Genomic DNA, 17,122 nt, shown 5'->3' with positions numbered 1-17,122 from the left:
CGAGCCGCCTGCCCTCCGCCGTCAAACGGCGTCGGGTTACACTGGGACTATATTAGTATAGTTTGAATATTACGGAATATTCATTACAAAAATTTAAGCCGTTATAACCACTTAGTGATCGCGACCCGGGAATTATGTCTTTTTTGCGCCGCAATATAAGTGGCTCAATCGGGGCATAAAATTCGCAACCTTGCCCCCGCAACCTTGCCCAAAGACCGGTATYGCCCATGAAGAAATTTTGGATCACCATCAGCGTTATCGCCGTTGCCGCCGTCGGCGTCTGGCAATTCGGGAATCGGGTCCCTTATGCCTCTCGCATTCCCTACCTCTCGCAGTTCATCAAGCAGCCGGAAACCGGCAATGGCGGCGGGCAGCAGGCACAGGCAGATCAGGGGCAGGCCAATCAGGGGCAGGATGGCGGGCAACATCAGGGCGGCGGGCGCAGACGCGGTGGTGGCGGCCCGACCGTCGTCAAAACAGTCGCGGCCGTGAAGACGACGCTGCCGATGGATGTGACGGCGTCCGGCTGGGCCGATGCCGATGACAATACGACCATTGCCGCACAGGAACAGGGCCTGATCGTCAGCATCAATGCGCAGGATGGGGCGACCGTCAAAGCCGGGGACCTGATCGCCAAGCTGGACGATCGGACGGCCAAGGCGACCGTCGACAAGGACAATGCGATGATCGTGCGCGACACGGCAACCCTTTCGGAAGCCGAAACCGCATTGACGCGCGCGCAGGACCTCTTCGATCAGAAGGCCGGCACCCAGCAGAGCCTCGACCAGGCGGTCGCCGCCCGTGATACCGCTGCAGCCACGGTCGACGCCGACAAGGCGTCGCTGGCCTCCGATCAGATCTTGCTCGAGCACACCGACATCCGCGCTCCCTTCGACGGCCGGCTCGGCGATATCGCTGTCAGCAAGGGCGCTTTCCTCAGTGCCGGCGCGGCAATCGTCACTATTGCGAAATACGATCCGATCTACGTGAAATTCCACCTGCAGGAACGCTATCTCAGGGAGCTGAAGAGCGCCTTGGCAGCCGGTCCGGTCGAGGTCAGCACCGCCCCCAATTCCACCAAGGGGCAAGTGCGAAAGGGCGAAATCAGCTTCTACGACAACACGGTCGATACGGCCTCGGGCACGATCCTCGCCAAGGCGAAATTCGAGAATGCCTCCGGCGCGCTCTGGCCAGGCCAGTCGGTCAACATCGTCGTGCATTTCAACAATGACCAACAGCAGGTGGTGGTGCCGACGGTTGCCGTCAGCCCTGGTCCGGAGGGTTTCTTCGCCTTCGTCGCCAAGGACGGCAAATCGCATCTGACGGCCGTCACCGTTGCCCGCGCGAACGGCGGCTTCACCGCCATAGAATCGGGCCTTCAGGCAGGCGATCACGTCGTCGTCGAGGGCCAGGGCCAGCTCAGCGACCAGCAGGCGATCAACGAGCAGTTCGATGAAAAGACGCTTGATGTCGCCTCCGCCGAAGAGCCTCGGCAACAGCAGCCATCCGAGACGATCGCGGTGGGAGCTCAGCAATGATCCCGAATTTCTGTATCCAGCGCCCCGTCGCGACGACGCTACTTGCGATCGGCGTCATTCTGGCCGGTCTTGCCGGTTATCAGCTCGTACCCGTCGCAGCGCTACCGCAGGTCGACTTTCCCACCATCAACGTTTCGGCACAGTTGAGCGGCGCCTCGCCGCAGACGATGGCGACCTCGGTTTCGACGCCGCTGATCAAGCAGTTCGAGACTATTCCCGGGATCACCGAAATCAGCGCCTCCAGTTCGCTCGGCAGCACCAGCATCGTGCTGCAGTTCGACCTCAGTCGTAATATCGATGCGGCCGCAGCCGACGTGCAGGCCGCGATTTCACATGCCACCCGGCAACTGCCCGACAATCTGACGACGCCGCCGAGTTATCGCAAGACGAACCCGGCCGATGCGCCTGTCATGCTGCTCTCGGTGCAGAGCAACACCATGCCGCGCAGCAAGCTTGACGACATCGCCGAGAACATCATCTCGCCGTCGCTTTCGACGCTTCCCGGCGTTGCCCAGGTCAGCGTCTACGGTGCGCAGACCTATGCCGTGCGCGTCGAGGTCGATCCCAATAAGCTTTTGACCCGCGGCATCGGCATCGACACCGTGAACAAGGCGCTTGCTGCCGCCAACAGCCAGCAGCCTGTGGGAACGCTGCAGAACAATTCGCAGAGCATGACCATCACGGCGAACACGCAGCGCACCAGCGCCGAACAATTCCGTTCGCTCGTCATTGCCAATCCGAACGGCGCGCCGATCCACCTCGGCGATATTGCCGATGTGCAAGACAGTGTTGAGAACCAATATACCGGCAGCTGGTATGACGGCCAACGCGGCATCATCCTCGCCATCCAGCGCCAGCCGGATGCCAACACGGTCGATGTCGTCGATGCGATCAACGCCAAGCTGCCGCAGCTTCACGCCGAAATCCCGCCTTCCGTCAACACGGTCGTCATGAATGACGCCGCAAAGCCGATTCGCGATGCCATCTCCGACGTGAAGTTCACGCTGCTCCTAACGATCGGCCTCGTCGTCCTCGTCATCTACCTCTTTACCGGCCATGCGACAGCAACGATCATTCCCGGGCTTGCCGTTCCGCTGTCGCTGATCTCGACCTTCGGCATGATGTATGTGCTCGGCTACAGTATCGACAACATCTCGCTGCTCGGGCTAACGCTCGCGGTGGGGCTCGTGGTCGATGACGCCATCGTCATGCTCGAGAACATTCTGCGCCATGTCGAGGATGGCATGCCGGTGCGGGAAGCGGCGATCAAGGGTGCGGGCGAAGTCAGCTACACCATCATTTCCATGTCGGTTTCGTTGATCGCGGTCTTCATCCCGATCCTGCTGATGGGCGGCGTTGTCGGCCGCGTGTTCAACGAATTCGGCATGGTGGTTGCGATTGCGATCATCTCTTCGGCAATCGTCTCGCTGACCGTGACGCCGATGCTCGCCTCGCGTCTGTCCAACCACCAGAGCCGCCCGCCGCTCATGATCCGCATCTTCGATGCCGGCTTCGAACGGACGCTGCGCGGCTATGACAGGGCTGTCGGCTGGTGCCTTCGCCACCGCCCCACGATCCTCGGCGTTTTCCTCGCCTCGGTGGCACTGACGATCTATTTCTTCATGACGCTGCCGACAAGCTTCTTCCCACAGGAGGATATCGGCCGCCTGACGATCAGCACGCAGGCCCGGCAGGACATTTCCTATTCCGCAATGGCGGCGCTGCAGCAGCAGGCGGCAGCCGTCGTCAAGGCGAACTCGGCGGTCAACCATGTGATGTCGACGATCGGCGGCAACCCCAACAAGCCACAGAACAACGGCTCGATGTTCGTCGAACTCAAGGACAAGGACCAGCGTGCGCCGCTTGACCAGACGCTGCGCGAGCTGCGCACGGCGATCAACAAGATCCCCGGCCTGCAGGCCTTCGTGACACCGAACCAGAGCCTGCGCTTCGGCGGTCGCCAGACGGCCAGCCAATATCAGCTGGTGGTGCAGGCGCTGAGTGCTGATCAGACCAACCTGTGGGCCGGCAAGATCCAGGCGGCGATGCGTAAGGACCGGCTGTTCACCGACGTGACCTCGGACGCCCAGAACAACGCCCTGCAGGCCAACATCGTCATCGATACCGAGCGGGCAGCCGCCTACGGGATCGATAACGACACGCTGCGCACGACGCTGCAGGAATCCTTCAGCGGATATGCAGCGGCGGAAATCCAGTCTACCGGCGACAGCTACGACGTCATCGTCGAATACGACACGAGCAAGYCCTGGGACGACCAGAAGCTCTCGGAAATCCGTGTCGCCTCGGCCAATGGCAGCCTGGTGCCGCTTTCAAACTTCGCGCATGTCGAGCGCACGGTCGGCCCTGTAACAATCAACCAGACGGGCCAGCTCGTCTCGACCACCGTTTCCTTCAACCTGCCGGAAGGCGTCTCGCTCAGCGACGCGACGGCGGCAATCGACCAGATCAAGACGGAAATGAGCATGCCGGCCGACGTCTTCACCTCCTATGGCGGTACAGCTGAGATTTTCGAGCAGTCGCAGGGCAATACGCCATACCTGATCCTTGCGGCGGTGCTGACCATCTATGTCGTGCTCGGCGTACTCTACGAGAGCTTCATCCACCCGCTCACCATCCTCTCCGGCCTGCCGGCCGCGGCATTCGGTGCGCTGCTGGCGCTTGATATCATGGGTTTCGACCTGTCGATCATCGCCCTTATCGGCCTGCTGATGCTGATCGGCATCGTCAAGAAGAACGCGATCATGATGATCGACGTGGCGGTGGAGACCATGCGCACGACCGGCGAAAAGGCGACGGTGGCGATCCACGAAGCCTGCGTGCGACGCTTCCGACCGATCATGATGACGACCTTCTGCGCCCTGCTCGGCGCCTTGCCGATCGCGCTCGGCACCGGCGCAAGTTCCGAACTGCGCCAGCCGCTCGGCATCGCCGTCGTCGGCGGCCTGATCGTCTCGCAGATGCTGACGCTCTTCATCACCCCGGTCATCTTCGTCGAGATGGACCGCTTCGGAAGCTTCCTCGGCCGACTGATCGGCCACAAGAAGGTCGAGGAGCCGGAGCTGCAGGAGGCAAGGGCAATGGCCGCCGAGTGATTACGGACCTCTGAGTTCGGCATTGCCGATTGACCCTTGCGGCRCACTTCTTCTTCCAACCGGGAGAAGAAGTGCGCCCGCGATCACATCAACTTCCGCTCCTCTTGAATGTGTCGCGCCCCTGTGGCATCACCCGCCCTCCTGAATCCGGGGCGTGCTTACGCCCTTTCGCGGAGCGATGCTCCGTCTCCAATAACAATCGGCATGAAGAGGTGCGGGCATGGCTCAGGCGCTGGGTTTCGACTTCGGCACGACGAATACGGTTCTCGCCATGGCGGATGGCGGGGCGACGCGCTCGATGGCGTTCACGAGCACGGAGGGTACGGCCGACAGCATGCGCACGGCGCTTTCCTTCATGAAGGATGCCCAGCTCGGCGCTTCGGCGCTGAAGGTGGAAGCCGGCCATGCAGCGATCCGCCAGTTCATCGACAATCCCGGCGAATGTCGCTTCCTGCAGTCGATCAAGACCTTTGCGGCGAGCGCGCTGTTCCAGGGCACGCTGATCTTCGCCAAACGGCATAATTTCGAGGATCTGATGGAGGTCTTCGTGCGGCGCCTGCGCAACTATGCCGGCGACCACTGGCCTTCTGATGTCAGCCGTATCGTCACCGGCCGGCCGGTGCATTTTGCCGGCGCCAGCCCCGATCCGGCGTTGGCGACCGAACGATACAATGAGGCGCTGTCGCGCTTCGGTTTTCCCGAGATCCACTATGTCTATGAACCGGTCGCCGCTGCCTTCTACTTCGCGCAGAACCTGAAGCAGGATGCCACCGTACTGGTTGCCGATTTCGGTGGCGGCACGACCGACTATTCGCTGATCCGCTTCGAGACCGTTGCCGGCAAGCTGACGGCAACACCGATCGGCCATTCCGGCGTCGGCGTCGCCGGCGATCACTTCGACTACAGGATGATCGACAACATCGTCGCACCGCTGATCGGCAAAGGCAGCCATTTCAAGAGCTTCGACAAGATTCTCGAAGTGCCGTCCAACTACTATTCCAGTTTCGGCCGCTGGAACCAGCTGTCGATCTTCAAGACCACGCGCGAATTTGAGGATCTGAAGAAGCTGGTACGCACCAGCCTGGAACCGGAAAAGCTCGAAATCTTCATCGACCTCATCGACCATGACGAGGGCTACCCGCTCTATCAGGCTGTGTCGGCGACGAAGATGGCGCTCTCGGCCGCGGAGGAGGCGCCTTTCGATTTCGCGCCGCTTGGTCGCGGTGGACATCGCAGCATCAAGCGCAGCGATTTCGAAGGCTGGATCGCCGATGATCTCGCCCGCATCGAAGGCGCGCTCGACGACGTGCTCGACAAGACCGAGACGAAACCGTCGGAGATCGACAAGGTGTTCCTCACCGGCGGCACCTCCTTCGTGCCGGCGGTGCGCCGCATCTTCACCGAACGCTTCGAGCGCGACCGGATCGAAAGCGGCGGCGAGCTGTTGTCGATCGCCCACGGCCTGGCGCTGATCGGCGAACGCGAGGACATCGCGCAATGGACTGTGCAATAGCACCGGCAAGGGCGGGCAATCAACCGCCGACCCTTTCAATGCCCCTGTCACTCCGCTAAGCTTGCCCCCATGATCTCCGCCAACGACCTCTCCCCCGCCGAGCTTGCAGCGCTTCTGCATTTCCATGCGGATGCCGGCGTGGAATGGCTGCTGGAGGAAGAGGCTATCGACCGTTTCGCCGAGTTTGAGGCGATGAAGGCCGCCCGCCGCCCGGCGGCGGCACAGGCGCAGCCGCAACGTCCTGCCGCTGGGGAACGCCCTGCCCCAGGTCAGGCATCGCCGCGTCCGAATACAGCGGCGCGCCCGGCGCCTGCCGAACGTGCATTTTCCAGCCCGCAACCGGCGATCCCGGATGGCGAGGCGGTGCAGCAGGCGCGCTTCGTCGCCGAAACCGCGCGATCGCTCAGTGAGCTCAAGACCGCGATCGAATCTTTCAACGGCTGCAACCTCAAGCACAGTGCCCGCTCGACCATCTTTGCCAGCGGCAATGCCGAAAGCGGGATCATGGTGATCGGCTCGGCGCCGAGCGCCGAAGACGATCGCGAGGGCATGCCCTTCTCGGGAAAATCCGGCCAGTTGTTCGACAAGATGCTGACGGCGATCGGGCTGACGCGCTCAGCCATTCTGTTGACGCAGGTCATCCCCTGGCGACCACCTGGCAATCGTGCGCCCTCAGCGGCGGAAATGGACATCTGCCGACCCTTCATCGAGCGGCAGATCGCGCTTGCCGAACCCAAGGCGATCCTGCTGCTGGGCAATTTTTCGGCGCGCTTCTTCTTCGGCGAAAGCGACACGATTCACGGCCTGCGCGGCCATTGGAAAGAGATTGGCGTTGCGGACTGTGTCATTCCTGCCATAGCCAGCCTGCATCCGCAGGATCTGTTAACCGCACCTGTAAACAAGCGGCTGGCCTGGAATGACCTGCTCGCCTTTCAAGCGAAGCTTAAGTCCCTCTCTTTGCTTAGAAATTAGCCAAAGTTGAATAATTTGTGAATCAATCTATGCGATTTTCGCATGGCTGCATCCCGCCGTGATGCATTGCGGAATCTATGTTGCATCGCAATATCAGCTGTGTCTTGGGAGGAATCACAGGAACCAAGGCCATGAACAAGCGTTTTCGTCCTATCCATAGCGGGTTTGAAACCCTTCGCCTCGCCGGCGACCAGGTTCGTTGCACTCAAGGCTACAGCCGTTTCGGCTTTGCCACGAACGAACAGATGATTGCCCGCGGCACCGGCATCAACAGTCGCACGGCGCGCCCGAACGCCATTTTTTCGGACTTCCAGCAATATTGAGCAGGAATTCAACGCGTCGCAGCGTCCTTTGCGCGTCTTAAAAGGAAGCGCAGCGCTGTAGGCGCTTCGCCTGCCCTTCGTATCAAGAGTACCCCAACATGTCGACGATCCTGATATCGCTTCTGCGCAACATCGAAACATTCGAGCATATCCGCGTTGCCGTCTGCGCCGCGCGGGAATATGAGCGCGAGCTTTCGGTCAAGCCGGCCGATGCCGGAACGCGCAATGGCGCAGGTACAGCGGCGATCGTTCTCTAGAGCAATTCCGTTTTTCCGAGTCACGGAAATGCTCTATCTCCTTGTTTTCGCGCATTCCAGACGCAAAACCGCTGCGCACTTTTGCTGGAATTGCTCTAATCAGATGGCCATTTCGTCGATCTGGGCCTTCGCCCATTCGAAGGCTTCGTCGACATAGGCGAACTTGACCGCCTGCCAAGCGCAATATTCCTCGACGAAATCCCGCGATATCCATAGGTGCGTCTTGCGCGGCTCGTCATACCAGCCGACGCAGCCACGTTGCGCCGCTTTTGCCAGCAGCCGCTGCAGATGGGTGCGCGACATCATGAAATCGGCAGCGAGCGCACGGGTTTCGACACGGCCGACAGACAGCCTCCCCGGCTCGCTGCTTTTCAAATCCATCCGGGCGATGAAGTTGTCGACGACGAGGCCGCCGGCTTCCGTCCAGAGGAACAGCGCCACCTGCTCCGGCGGTTCGCGCCAGGCGGCATCTTCGAGGCAATGGCGGGCAATGCGCGGCTGAATGAGCCGCATCAGTGATGGATTTGCCTGAAAAAACACTGCCCTTTGACCGCCGTCGAGCAGGTCGAGCGCGCCGAGATTGGAGAAAATCCAGGCAAACATCCCCTGATGGCTGACGTCGGCCGGTTCGAAATGACGTGGCCGCCGCCGCTCGTCGCCGGGCGTGTGGGTTATGAAGCGGTAGGTATAGAGTTCCTCGATGAAGGCGAGCACGGTGTTGCGGCTCGCCACCTTGTGCGCGGTGATGCGCCCGGTCAACCGCACGGCGGTGAAACCCGACGTCGGGTCGCGCGGATCATATTCCAGGTGGAGGGCATAGGCAGTCTGGGTCAGAAGCCAGCGCTGATGCGAGGCGAGCAGTCGCGCCAGCCGCGGACCGGCATCGAACATACCGCGCATCTGCCCAGCTAAAAAGCGAATGCTCATCAGAAAGGAAGAGTTCCCCACCAATTGCTCCGCTGTGAATGCCATTATGCTTTTCTCCACCTCCGCTCGCCGGCCAGCGTTCGGAGCAACGACACCCAGAGCTCCTCCGGCATCAGCGGCCATTCAGACATGCACAGCTTGGAATAAATGATACTCTCTCATGTTCAACAATCATATTCCACAGGCCGGCGGTATCCCAAGAATTCACCATTCTTTTCACCCTGTGAGCGCAAGTTTCAAGCCACCGCAATCGCCGCGTTAAAACCTTCCATATCATACGCTTGCCGCGTCAGGCTTGCGGCGTCGTGGCCTTGCGCGCCTCTCTCTGCTCGATGCCCAACTGATGCTCGCGAAAGATGATGAAGATGCCGGCGGCGATGACGATGACGGTGCCAATCAGCATGGTAACGCTCGGCACGTCGCCGAAGACAAAATAGGCGACGATACCGCCGAGCAGGATCGACGTATATTCGAACGGCGCAATGGTGGAGACGTCGGCATGGCGGTAACTTTCCGTCAGCAGGATCTGCGCGACGCCGCCGCAAAAACCGGCGGCGATCAGATAGAGCGCTGTCGGCCATGGCAGGATCAGCCAGCCGAAGGGAACAGAAGCCAGCGAGAAGACCGAGGCGGTGATCGAGAAATACAGCACGATCGTCGCCGTCTTCTCTTCCTCGACGAGGCGGCGCACCTGGATCATCGCCACGCCGCCGAGAACGGCCGAGAGCAGCACGCAGAGTGCGCCGGCGGCCTGCTCCGCTTCCATGCCGCCGTCGCGAAACAGCGTGAGTTTCGGCCAGGAAACGATGGCGACGCCGACGATACCGACCAGGACGGCGCTCCAGCGATAGATGCGCACGGTCTCGCCGAGAAAAACGGCAGCGAAGATGACGGCGACGAGCGGCAACGCGTAGCCGAGCGCGATCGCCTCCGGCAGCGGCAGATGCAGCAGGCCATAGAAACCGAAAGCCATCGACAAGATGCCGATCGTGCCGCGCTTCAGGTGACCGATTGGGTTGGCCGTGTAGAAGGCGGCGCGCAGTTGCCTGTTATAGGCGAGATAGGCCATGATCGGGAAGAGCGCGAAGAACGACCTGCAGAAGGTGACTTGACCGGGCGGGATGTCTGAGCCGGCCAGCTTGATGAAGGTCTGCATGGCCAGGAAGACCACGACCGACGAGACTTTCAGCGCAATGCCTCTCATCGGGTTTCTGAGAACCGAGTGCATGATCCTGGCTCTTAATACTGCTCAAGCGGAACGGGGGAACGCGTTCGACTCGGGAACGCAGCGGGTGACGTCTTCCATCGTAGCGAAAGAAAAACCCGATTGGCGAAAAAACCGCAAGCAACATCAGAGAATCACAGAAACGCCGTCAGCGGCAGGCTCAATCGTGCTGCTTATGCGCCACCGCTCTGAAATTTCTCGTTTTGAGCCATTCACCCCGAAAATGTTCATCTCGCGGGGCCAGCCGTTAACCAATTGAAAACCATAGGCAAGCATCGTTTTTTATCGCTGATCTCGAAATTTTCTTCACCACACAAACAATTGCCCGCTCCTTCCAGGATCCTTTTGATGAAGCCGCTTAGCGCCGAAACCATTGCCCAGTCGCAGAATGCGACACCGCGGTCCATGCGCGTCGTCACGGACGGCATCAGCACCGATCTCGAGCGCTTCAGCGCCGACAACACCAATATCGTCAAGCAGATTAAGCTGCTAGCGATCAATGCGCTGATCGAGGCAGCCAGAGCCGGCGAGACCGGAAAGGGCTTCGCTGTCGTTGCCAACGAGGTGCAGCGGCTGGCGCAGATCGCAACCGACATTACCGGCAGGTTCGAGAGCAACGTGCTTGGCCGCATCGGCCTCAGCCGCGCCATGGCGGATTCGCTGGTCGAGGAGATGGAGGGCGTTCGCCTGACCGATCTGGCGCAGACACTGGTGCAGCTCATCGTCCGCAACCTTTTCGAACGCACGGCCGATGTGCGCTGGTGGGCGACGGACCCGGCACTCTGGCAGGCACTGCAGGAACCCGGCCGGGAAACCGTCGCCTTTGCGGCGGAGCGTCTCGGCGCCATCAACCGCTTCTACACCGTCTATCTCGATCTCGTCATGACCGATCTCTCGGGCAAGGTGATCGCATCCGCCAATCCCAAGTTCCAGCGCAAGATCGTAGGCACGAGCCTTGCCGGCGATCCGTGGTTCCGGGCGGCGTCGGCCTGCTCCTCCGGCGACGCGTATATCGTCGACGACGTCAAAGCGAGCCCGCTGCACGGCAACAGGCATGCGCTCGTTTATGCCACAGGCATCCGCGAAGAGGGCAAGCTCGATGGGCGGCTGATCGGCACGCTCGGCGTCTATTTCGACTGGCAGAACCAGGGCCAGGCGATCGTCGAGAAGGAGGCCAACCTGCCGCCGCAGTTGGCGGAAAGAACGACTGTCATGCTGCTCGACGGCAAGAGCCGGGTCATCGCCACCACCAATCCCACCTTGCTCTTTTCCCATTTCGCACTCGCCAACCCGTCCGGCCAGGCGAAAGGCAGCTACTACGACAATAGCGGCTCTATCGTCGCCTTCGCGCGCACCCTCGGCTACGAGGATTACGACGGGCTCGGCTGGTACGGCGTCGTCGTGCAAAAGACGGAAAACGACGCGACGATCAAGGCGGCACTCAATCTGAAGTAGTGCCCATCTCCTTGTGGCCGTGTTCATCCGTTGCCAATAAGATATTTTGCCCGCGAACTTGGCGTTCGCGGGCAATTTGCTTTAAGTTTAGTTCAGACTTTAATGTAATCATGCCCGGCAAAATTTATGGCAGAGTGCGCCCGCCTCTGTATTCCGCGGTTGTCCAATAACGGTCTTCAGGAAACACCATGCGAACAGATACCGGCCAGGTCATTCATCTGGCAGATTACCGTCCCACCGACTTCGTGCTGGAACGCGTGGACCTCACTTTCGAACTCGACCCGACGGAGACAAAGGTCGAGGCGCGTCTGATCTTTCATCGTCGCCCGGGCGCCGATCCGACAGCGCCGATCGTTCTCGACGGCGACGAACTGACGTTGTCGGGGCTGCTGTTTGACCAGGTGGAGCTGGACCCTTCGCGTTACGACGCAACACCGGAAGGCCTGACGGTGCGCGACCTGCCGGAGAGCGCGCCCTTCGAACTGACGATTACCACCATCATCAATCCTGAGGCCAATACCAAGCTGATGGGCCTTTACCGCACCGGCGGCATCTACTGCACGCAGTGCGAGGCGGAGGGGTTCCGCCGCATCACCTATTTCCCCGACCGGCCCGACGTGCTTGCGCCGTTCACTGTCAACATCATTGCCGACAAGGACGCCAACCCGCTGCTTTTGTCGAACGGCAACTTCCTCGGCGGCGCCGGCTACGGCCCCGGCAAACATTTCGCCGCCTGGTTCGATCCGCACCCGAAGCCGAGCTATCTCTTCGCGCTCGTCGCCGGCGATCTCGGCGTCGTCGAAGACACGTTCACGACGATGTCCGGCCGCGAGGTGGTGCTGAAGATCTATGTCGAGCACGGCAAGGAGCCGCGCGCAGCCTATGCGATGGACGCGCTGAAACGCTCGATGAAGTGGGATGAAGAGAGGTTCGGCCGCGAATACGACCTCGATATCTTCATGATCGTCGCCGTCTCGGACTTCAACATGGGCGCGATGGAGAACAAGGGCCTCAACGTCTTCAACGACAAATACGTCCTTGCCGATCCCGAGATCGCGACCGATGCCGACTATGCCAATATTGAGGCGATCATCGCGCATGAATATTTCCACAACTGGACCGGCAACCGCATCACCTGCCGCGACTGGTTCCAGCTGTGCCTCAAGGAAGGCCTGACGGTCTATCGCGACCACGAATTCTCGTCCGACCAGCGCTCGCGCGCCGTCAAGCGCATCGCCGAAGTGCGCCACCTGAAATCGGAGCAGTTCCCGGAAGATGGCGGCCCGCTCGCTCACCCGGTGCGGCCGACGAAATATCGCGAGATCAATAATTTCTACACGACGACCGTCTACGAAAAGGGCAGCGAAGTTACGCGCATGATCGCGACGCTGCTCGGCAAGGACGGCTTCAAGAAAGGCATGGACCTCTATTTCGACCGCCACGACGGCCAGGCCGTGACGATCGAGGATTTCGTCAAATGCTTCGAAGATGCAAACGGGCGCGACCTCAGCCAATTCTCGCTCTGGTACCATCAGGCCGGCACACCGCTCGTCACCGCATCGGGCAGCTATGATGCGGCAGCCAGCAGCTTCACCCTGTCGCTCGAACAGATGATCCCGGCAACGCCCGGCCAGCCGAGCAAGGAGCCGATGCATATTCCGCTCAGCCTCGCGCTGTTTGGCGAAAACGGCGGCAAGATCGAACCGACTTCGGTCGACGGGGCGGAATATACCGGCGAGGTGCTGCATCTCACTGGCCGCACACAGACGGCCGTGTTCCATGGCATTGGCACGCGGCCGGTCGTTTCGATCAACCGCAGCTTCTCGGCGCCGATCAACCTGCATTTCGATCAGAGCCCAGCCGATCTCGCCCGCCTCGCGCGCCATGAGACCGATCATTTCGCCCGCTGGCAGGCGCTGACCGATCTGGCGCTGCCGAACCTCCTGAAAGCGGCTCGTGACGCCCGCGAGGGCAAGCCTGTTGTCAGCGAGGCGACCTTCGTCGAGGCGCTGATCGCGGCCGCCGCCGACGAGAGCCTCGAGCCTGCCTTCCGTGCCCAGGCACTGGCTCTGCCGAGCGAATCCGATATCGCCCGCGAACTCGGCGGCAACAACGATCCCGATGCCATCCATGCCGGCCGGCAGGCGATCCTGAAGCAGATCGCCGATACTGGAAAGGACGTCTTTACCGGCCTCTACGCGGCGATGACGACATCAGGCGATTTCAGCCCGGATGCGAAGAGCGCCGGCCTGCGCGCGCTGCGCAATACCGCCCTCACCTATCTCTCACATGCCGAACAGACGCCGGCGCGCACCAAGTCCGCCTTCGATGCGGCCAACAACATGACCGATCTCAGCCATGCGCTGACGATCCTCGCCCATCGTTTCCCCGATAGCGCCGAGACGCGCGAGGCGCTCGCCACCTTCCGTGACCGCTTCGCGGAAAATGCGCTCGTCATCGACAAATGGTTAGCGATCCAGGCCGGCATTCCGGGTGCAAAAACCCTGGGCCGTGTGCGCGGCCTGATGGACGATCCGCTCTTCAAGCGGACCAATCCCAACCGGATGCGGGCACTGGTCGGCACCTTCGCCTTTGCCAATCCGACCGGATTCGGCCGCGCCGACGGCGAAGGCTATCGTTTCCTCGCCGAGCAGATTCTCGATATCGACCAGCGCAACCCGCAGCTTGCCGCCCGCATCCTCACCTCGATGCGCTCCTGGCGCTCGCTGGAACCGACGCGTGCCGATCACGCCCGCTCGGCCCTCATCGAGATCGAGCGGGCCGCCGCTCTTTCGACCGACGTGCGCGATATCGTCGAGCGCACGCTTAAAGGGTGATTTGCTTCGACCGGCCGTCCCGAAAAATTCGGCGGCCGGTCGCCCAGCACGTCGAATCACCTGGAAAAACCCGAAATTATAAATAGTTAACGGATTTTTACCTTTGCCTCTGGACAAGGCGAATCACCCATGATTCTCTAGGTCAGGTTCGAGCGAGCGGCGCGCGAATCACACGAGGGACAAGGCGAAGAGATGATGGACGTGCGGCGGGCAACCGTGGCCGAAGGACGGCTGCGTGTCGATTTTGACGGGCTGAAAGCCTGGCGCGACAGCCTTTCCGGTCATGCGAGATCGGAACCACTTCTCCGTTATCTGCCTAAGGCCGAGCTGGTCTTGAAGCGAGCCATTCCGGCGCTGATCGTCGCCTTCCTCTTCGTCGTCGCCGCCTCGCATTTCTTCGGCATGATGAGCGAGTACGGGCGCCTGGAGGCCTCGGCGCGCCATGCCACCGCCCTTTCGGCGGCGACCGCCTCTGCCGTGTTTGCCGATGCGGCCGACATTTTCGACAACGGCGATATGACCGAGGCGCAGGCCCGCCTCGCCAAATTCCTCCCACAGGACCGGCTCGACAGCGGCGCCTTCGTGCTGCTCGTGCAGGCAAGCGGCAAGGTTTTTGCCGCGACCACCGCCGGGCTTTCGCATGTGGGCAGCAATGTCGGTGATTTCTTCCCCGAAGTCTCGGCGATCCGGCGCTTCGGCGATCGCGCCGGCGTCATCGAAACGACGATCGGCGGCGTGCCGCATTATGCCGAGATCACGCTGGTGGGCAATGCCGGCGGTTATGTCGTCGCCGCCACCTCGCTCGACGAGATCGGCCGGCTCTGGCGCGAGGAGCTGGCGCTCAACGTCACGCTGTTTGCCGGCATCTCCTCGATCCTGCTCGTCATCCTCTATGCCTATTACACGCAGGTGAAGCGCRCCCGCGATGCCGACGACATCTTCCTGGAATCGAACCTGCGCGTCGAGACGGCGCTGTCGCGCGGCCGCTGTGGCCTCTGGGATTTCGATTTCGAGAACCGCGAATTCTTCTGGTCGCGCTCGATGTACGACATGCTCGGCCTGCCGGGCTCCGACAAGACGATGGGCTTCGGCGAAGCCGCCCGGCTGATGCATCCCGATGACGGCGGGCTCTACGAGATCGCGCGCGCCATCGGCAAGGGCGCTTCCGGCCAGGTCGATCAGATCTTCCGCATGCGCCATGCCGGCGGCCACTATGTCTGGATGCGGGCCCGCGCCCAGGTGATCCGCAGCAATTCCGGCCGCATGCACCTGATCGGCATCGCCATGGACGTGACTGAACAGCATCGGCTCGCCCAGCGCTACGCAGAAGCCGACCAGCGCCTGGCCGACGCCATCGAATGCACCTCGGAAGCCTTCGTGCTCTGGGACAAGAACGATCGCCTCGTCATGTGCAACACGCATTTCCAGCAGGCCTATGGCCTGCCGGACAGCGTGCTTGTGCCCGGCACCGAGCGCTCGACCGTCAATGCCGCCGCCGCCCGTCCGGTCATCGAGCGGCGGATTTCCGATGCCGACGGCTCCGGCTATTCGCGGACGACGGAGGTACAGCTTGCCGACGAGCGCTGGCTGCAGATCAACGAGCGGCGCACCCGCGACGGTGGCAGGGTGTCCGTCGGAACCGACATCACGCTGATGAAACGCCATCAGGAACGGCTGCGCGAATCCGAACGCCGGCTGATGGCAACGATCGGCGACCTTTCCGCTTCGCGCCAGACGCTGGAGAGCCAGAAAGCCGAGCTCTCGACGGCCAACGCCAACTATCAGGCGGAGAAGGAACGCGCCGAAGCCGCCAACAAGGCGAAATCGGAATTCCTCGCCAACATGTCGCATGAACTGCGCACGCCGCTCAACGCTATCCTCGGCTTCTCGGAAATCCTGCAGAACCAGATGTTCGGGCCGCTCGGCTCGCTGAAATACGACGAATATGCCCGCGATATCCATGACAGCGGCAAACATCTCCTCAACGTCATCAACGATATTCTCGACATGTCGAAGATCGAGGCCGGCCACGTCAGACTGCATTGCGAGCGCATCGATCTTGTGCCTCTGATCGAGGAAAGCCTGCGTTTCACCGCCATTCCGGCGGCTGAAAAGAACATCGTCATCGAACAGCGCATCTGCTCCGGCTTGACGCTGACGGCCGACCGCCGGGCGATGAAACAGGTGCTGCTCAACCTGCTCTCCAATGCGGTGAAGTTCACCAATAGCGGCGGCCGCATCGCGGTGCGTACGCGCCGCGTCGACGGCTTCGTCGTCGTCACCATCGCCGATACCGGCATCGGCATTCCACGCTCGGCGCTTGCAAAGATCGGCCAGCCCTTCGAACAGGTGCAGAACCAGTATGCCAAGAGCAAAGGCGGCTCCGGCCTCGGCCTCGCCATTTCTCGCTCGCTGACCTCACTGCATGGCGGTCGCATGAAGATCCGCTCACGCGAGGCCGTGGGTACGGTGATCTCGCTGCGGATTCCGGACGACGTCTAGCAATTGGCTTTTCAAATCGTTCATCGATTTTCCGAGCGATCCTGGGACTGCTTTCGCCCCTGCCTTTCCTTTATCTGGCGAATCTCGGCAAGCTGGCCTTTGAGTACGACCAAGGCGTCTTGTTCCTCTTGTGAAAGGTTCTCCAACGGAACATGTTTCAGCAGCACCTCAAGCGCATCGCCAATGCGGCCGATCTGCCGACCATAGCTCCCCACCTCGTCCAGAATCGTTTGTTCCGTTTCGGGCGCCGGCGTCGATCCAAGATCAATGTTGACGAAGCCGATCTGTGATCCCTGCTGATAAAATGTCCACGGATTGATGGCCTGCCAGAGTCTTTCAGGCGCCAGTGCTAAATTGAAGGTTTTCATTTTCCATTCCCCGCGATTGAAACAGCAACATAGGAGAAGTCGGTCAGTCAGGCGATTGCGGCGCGGACAATCTCTGCATATTTCCGCGGCGA

The 17,122-nt window shown here is 61.2% G+C and carries 13 protein-coding genes; 10 read left to right on the top strand and 3 right to left on the bottom strand.

The window, feature by feature from the left end:
- The first annotated feature begins 227 nt into the window (after positions 1-227).
- The 6 genes from AC1D1Z_RS02210 to AC1D1Z_RS02185 all read left to right on the top strand — a co-directional run bounded on the left by AC1D1Z_RS02210 (position 228) and on the right by AC1D1Z_RS02185 (position 7,716).
- On the top strand, positions 228-1,538 hold the full coding sequence (locus tag AC1D1Z_RS02210; protein WP_130716048.1) for an efflux RND transporter periplasmic adaptor subunit: 1,311 nt from the start codon (positions 228-230) through the stop codon (positions 1,536-1,538).
- Complete coding sequence (locus AC1D1Z_RS02205; protein ID WP_477849354.1) at positions 1,535-4,651, top strand: efflux RND transporter permease subunit; 3,117 nt, start codon at positions 1,535-1,537, stop codon at positions 4,649-4,651. The genes AC1D1Z_RS02210 and AC1D1Z_RS02205 overlap by 4 nt, the downstream gene beginning before the upstream one ends.
- Positions 4,652-4,871: 220 nt before the next feature.
- A complete protein-coding gene (locus tag AC1D1Z_RS02200; protein WP_446951595.1) occupies positions 4,872-6,164 on the top strand; it encodes an Hsp70 family protein in 1,293 nt (430 codons plus the stop codon).
- A 69-nt stretch (positions 6,165-6,233) separates the two neighbouring features.
- The gene (locus tag AC1D1Z_RS02195; RefSeq protein WP_446983264.1) at positions 6,234-7,136 is read left to right on the top strand and encodes a uracil-DNA glycosylase; all 903 of its coding nucleotides are present in this window, start codon (positions 6,234-6,236) and stop codon (positions 7,134-7,136) included.
- Between the two features lie 131 nt (positions 7,137-7,267).
- Positions 7,268-7,459 carry a hypothetical protein gene (locus AC1D1Z_RS02190; RefSeq protein ID WP_446951593.1) on the top strand — a complete coding sequence of 64 codons (192 nt, stop codon included), beginning with the start codon at positions 7,268-7,270 and terminating at the stop codon, positions 7,457-7,459.
- Positions 7,460-7,557: 98 nt separating this feature from the next.
- Positions 7,558-7,716: a hypothetical protein gene (locus AC1D1Z_RS02185; RefSeq protein ID WP_017990856.1), complete on the top strand. Its 159-nt coding sequence runs from the start codon at positions 7,558-7,560 to the stop codon at positions 7,714-7,716.
- 99 nt (positions 7,717-7,815) lie between these two features.
- On the opposite strand, the gene AC1D1Z_RS02180 is transcribed toward AC1D1Z_RS02185, so the two are convergent.
- Both AC1D1Z_RS02180 and AC1D1Z_RS02175 read right to left on the bottom strand, forming a co-directional pair.
- The gene (locus AC1D1Z_RS02180; RefSeq protein ID WP_446967589.1) at positions 7,816-8,688 is read right to left on the bottom strand and encodes a hypothetical protein; all 873 of its coding nucleotides are present in this window, start codon (positions 8,686-8,688) and stop codon (positions 7,816-7,818) included.
- Between the two features lie 244 nt (positions 8,689-8,932).
- Entirely contained in the window at positions 8,933-9,871 is a 939-nt protein-coding gene (locus tag AC1D1Z_RS02175) for a DMT family transporter (RefSeq protein WP_446967588.1), read from the bottom strand.
- Here AC1D1Z_RS02175 and AC1D1Z_RS02170 point away from each other — a divergent pair.
- The 4 genes from AC1D1Z_RS02170 (at position 9,870) to AC1D1Z_RS02155 (ending at position 16,662) form a co-directional block, all read left to right on the top strand.
- Entirely contained in the window at positions 9,870-10,127 is a 258-nt protein-coding gene (locus AC1D1Z_RS02170; RefSeq protein WP_446983263.1) for a hypothetical protein, read from the top strand. The two genes, AC1D1Z_RS02175 and AC1D1Z_RS02170, sit on opposite strands and share 2 nt — an antisense overlap.
- Positions 10,128-10,216: 89 nt before the next feature.
- Entirely contained in the window at positions 10,217-11,323 is a 1,107-nt protein-coding gene (locus tag AC1D1Z_RS02165) for a methyl-accepting chemotaxis protein (protein ID WP_446983262.1), read from the top strand.
- Positions 11,324-11,511: 188 nt separating this feature from the next.
- Positions 11,512-14,160, top strand: coding sequence for an aminopeptidase N (gene pepN, locus AC1D1Z_RS02160; protein ID WP_446983261.1), 2,649 nt, complete (start codon positions 11,512-11,514; stop codon positions 14,158-14,160).
- A 192-nt stretch (positions 14,161-14,352) separates the two neighbouring features.
- Entirely contained in the window at positions 14,353-16,662 is a 2,310-nt protein-coding gene (locus AC1D1Z_RS02155; RefSeq protein ID WP_477849348.1) for a PAS domain-containing sensor histidine kinase, read from the top strand.
- A 20-nt stretch (positions 16,663-16,682) separates the two neighbouring features.
- Here AC1D1Z_RS02155 and AC1D1Z_RS02150 read toward each other — a convergent pair whose 3' ends face one another.
- Entirely contained in the window at positions 16,683-17,030 is a 348-nt protein-coding gene (locus tag AC1D1Z_RS02150; RefSeq protein WP_018241318.1) for a hypothetical protein, read from the bottom strand.
- Between the last annotated feature and the right edge of the window lie 92 nt (positions 17,031-17,122).

The sequence above is a fragment of the Rhizobium sp. P1_E1 genome (genome assembly GCF_056406015.1).
This window is presented reverse-complemented; position numbering and strand designations above follow the sequence as displayed.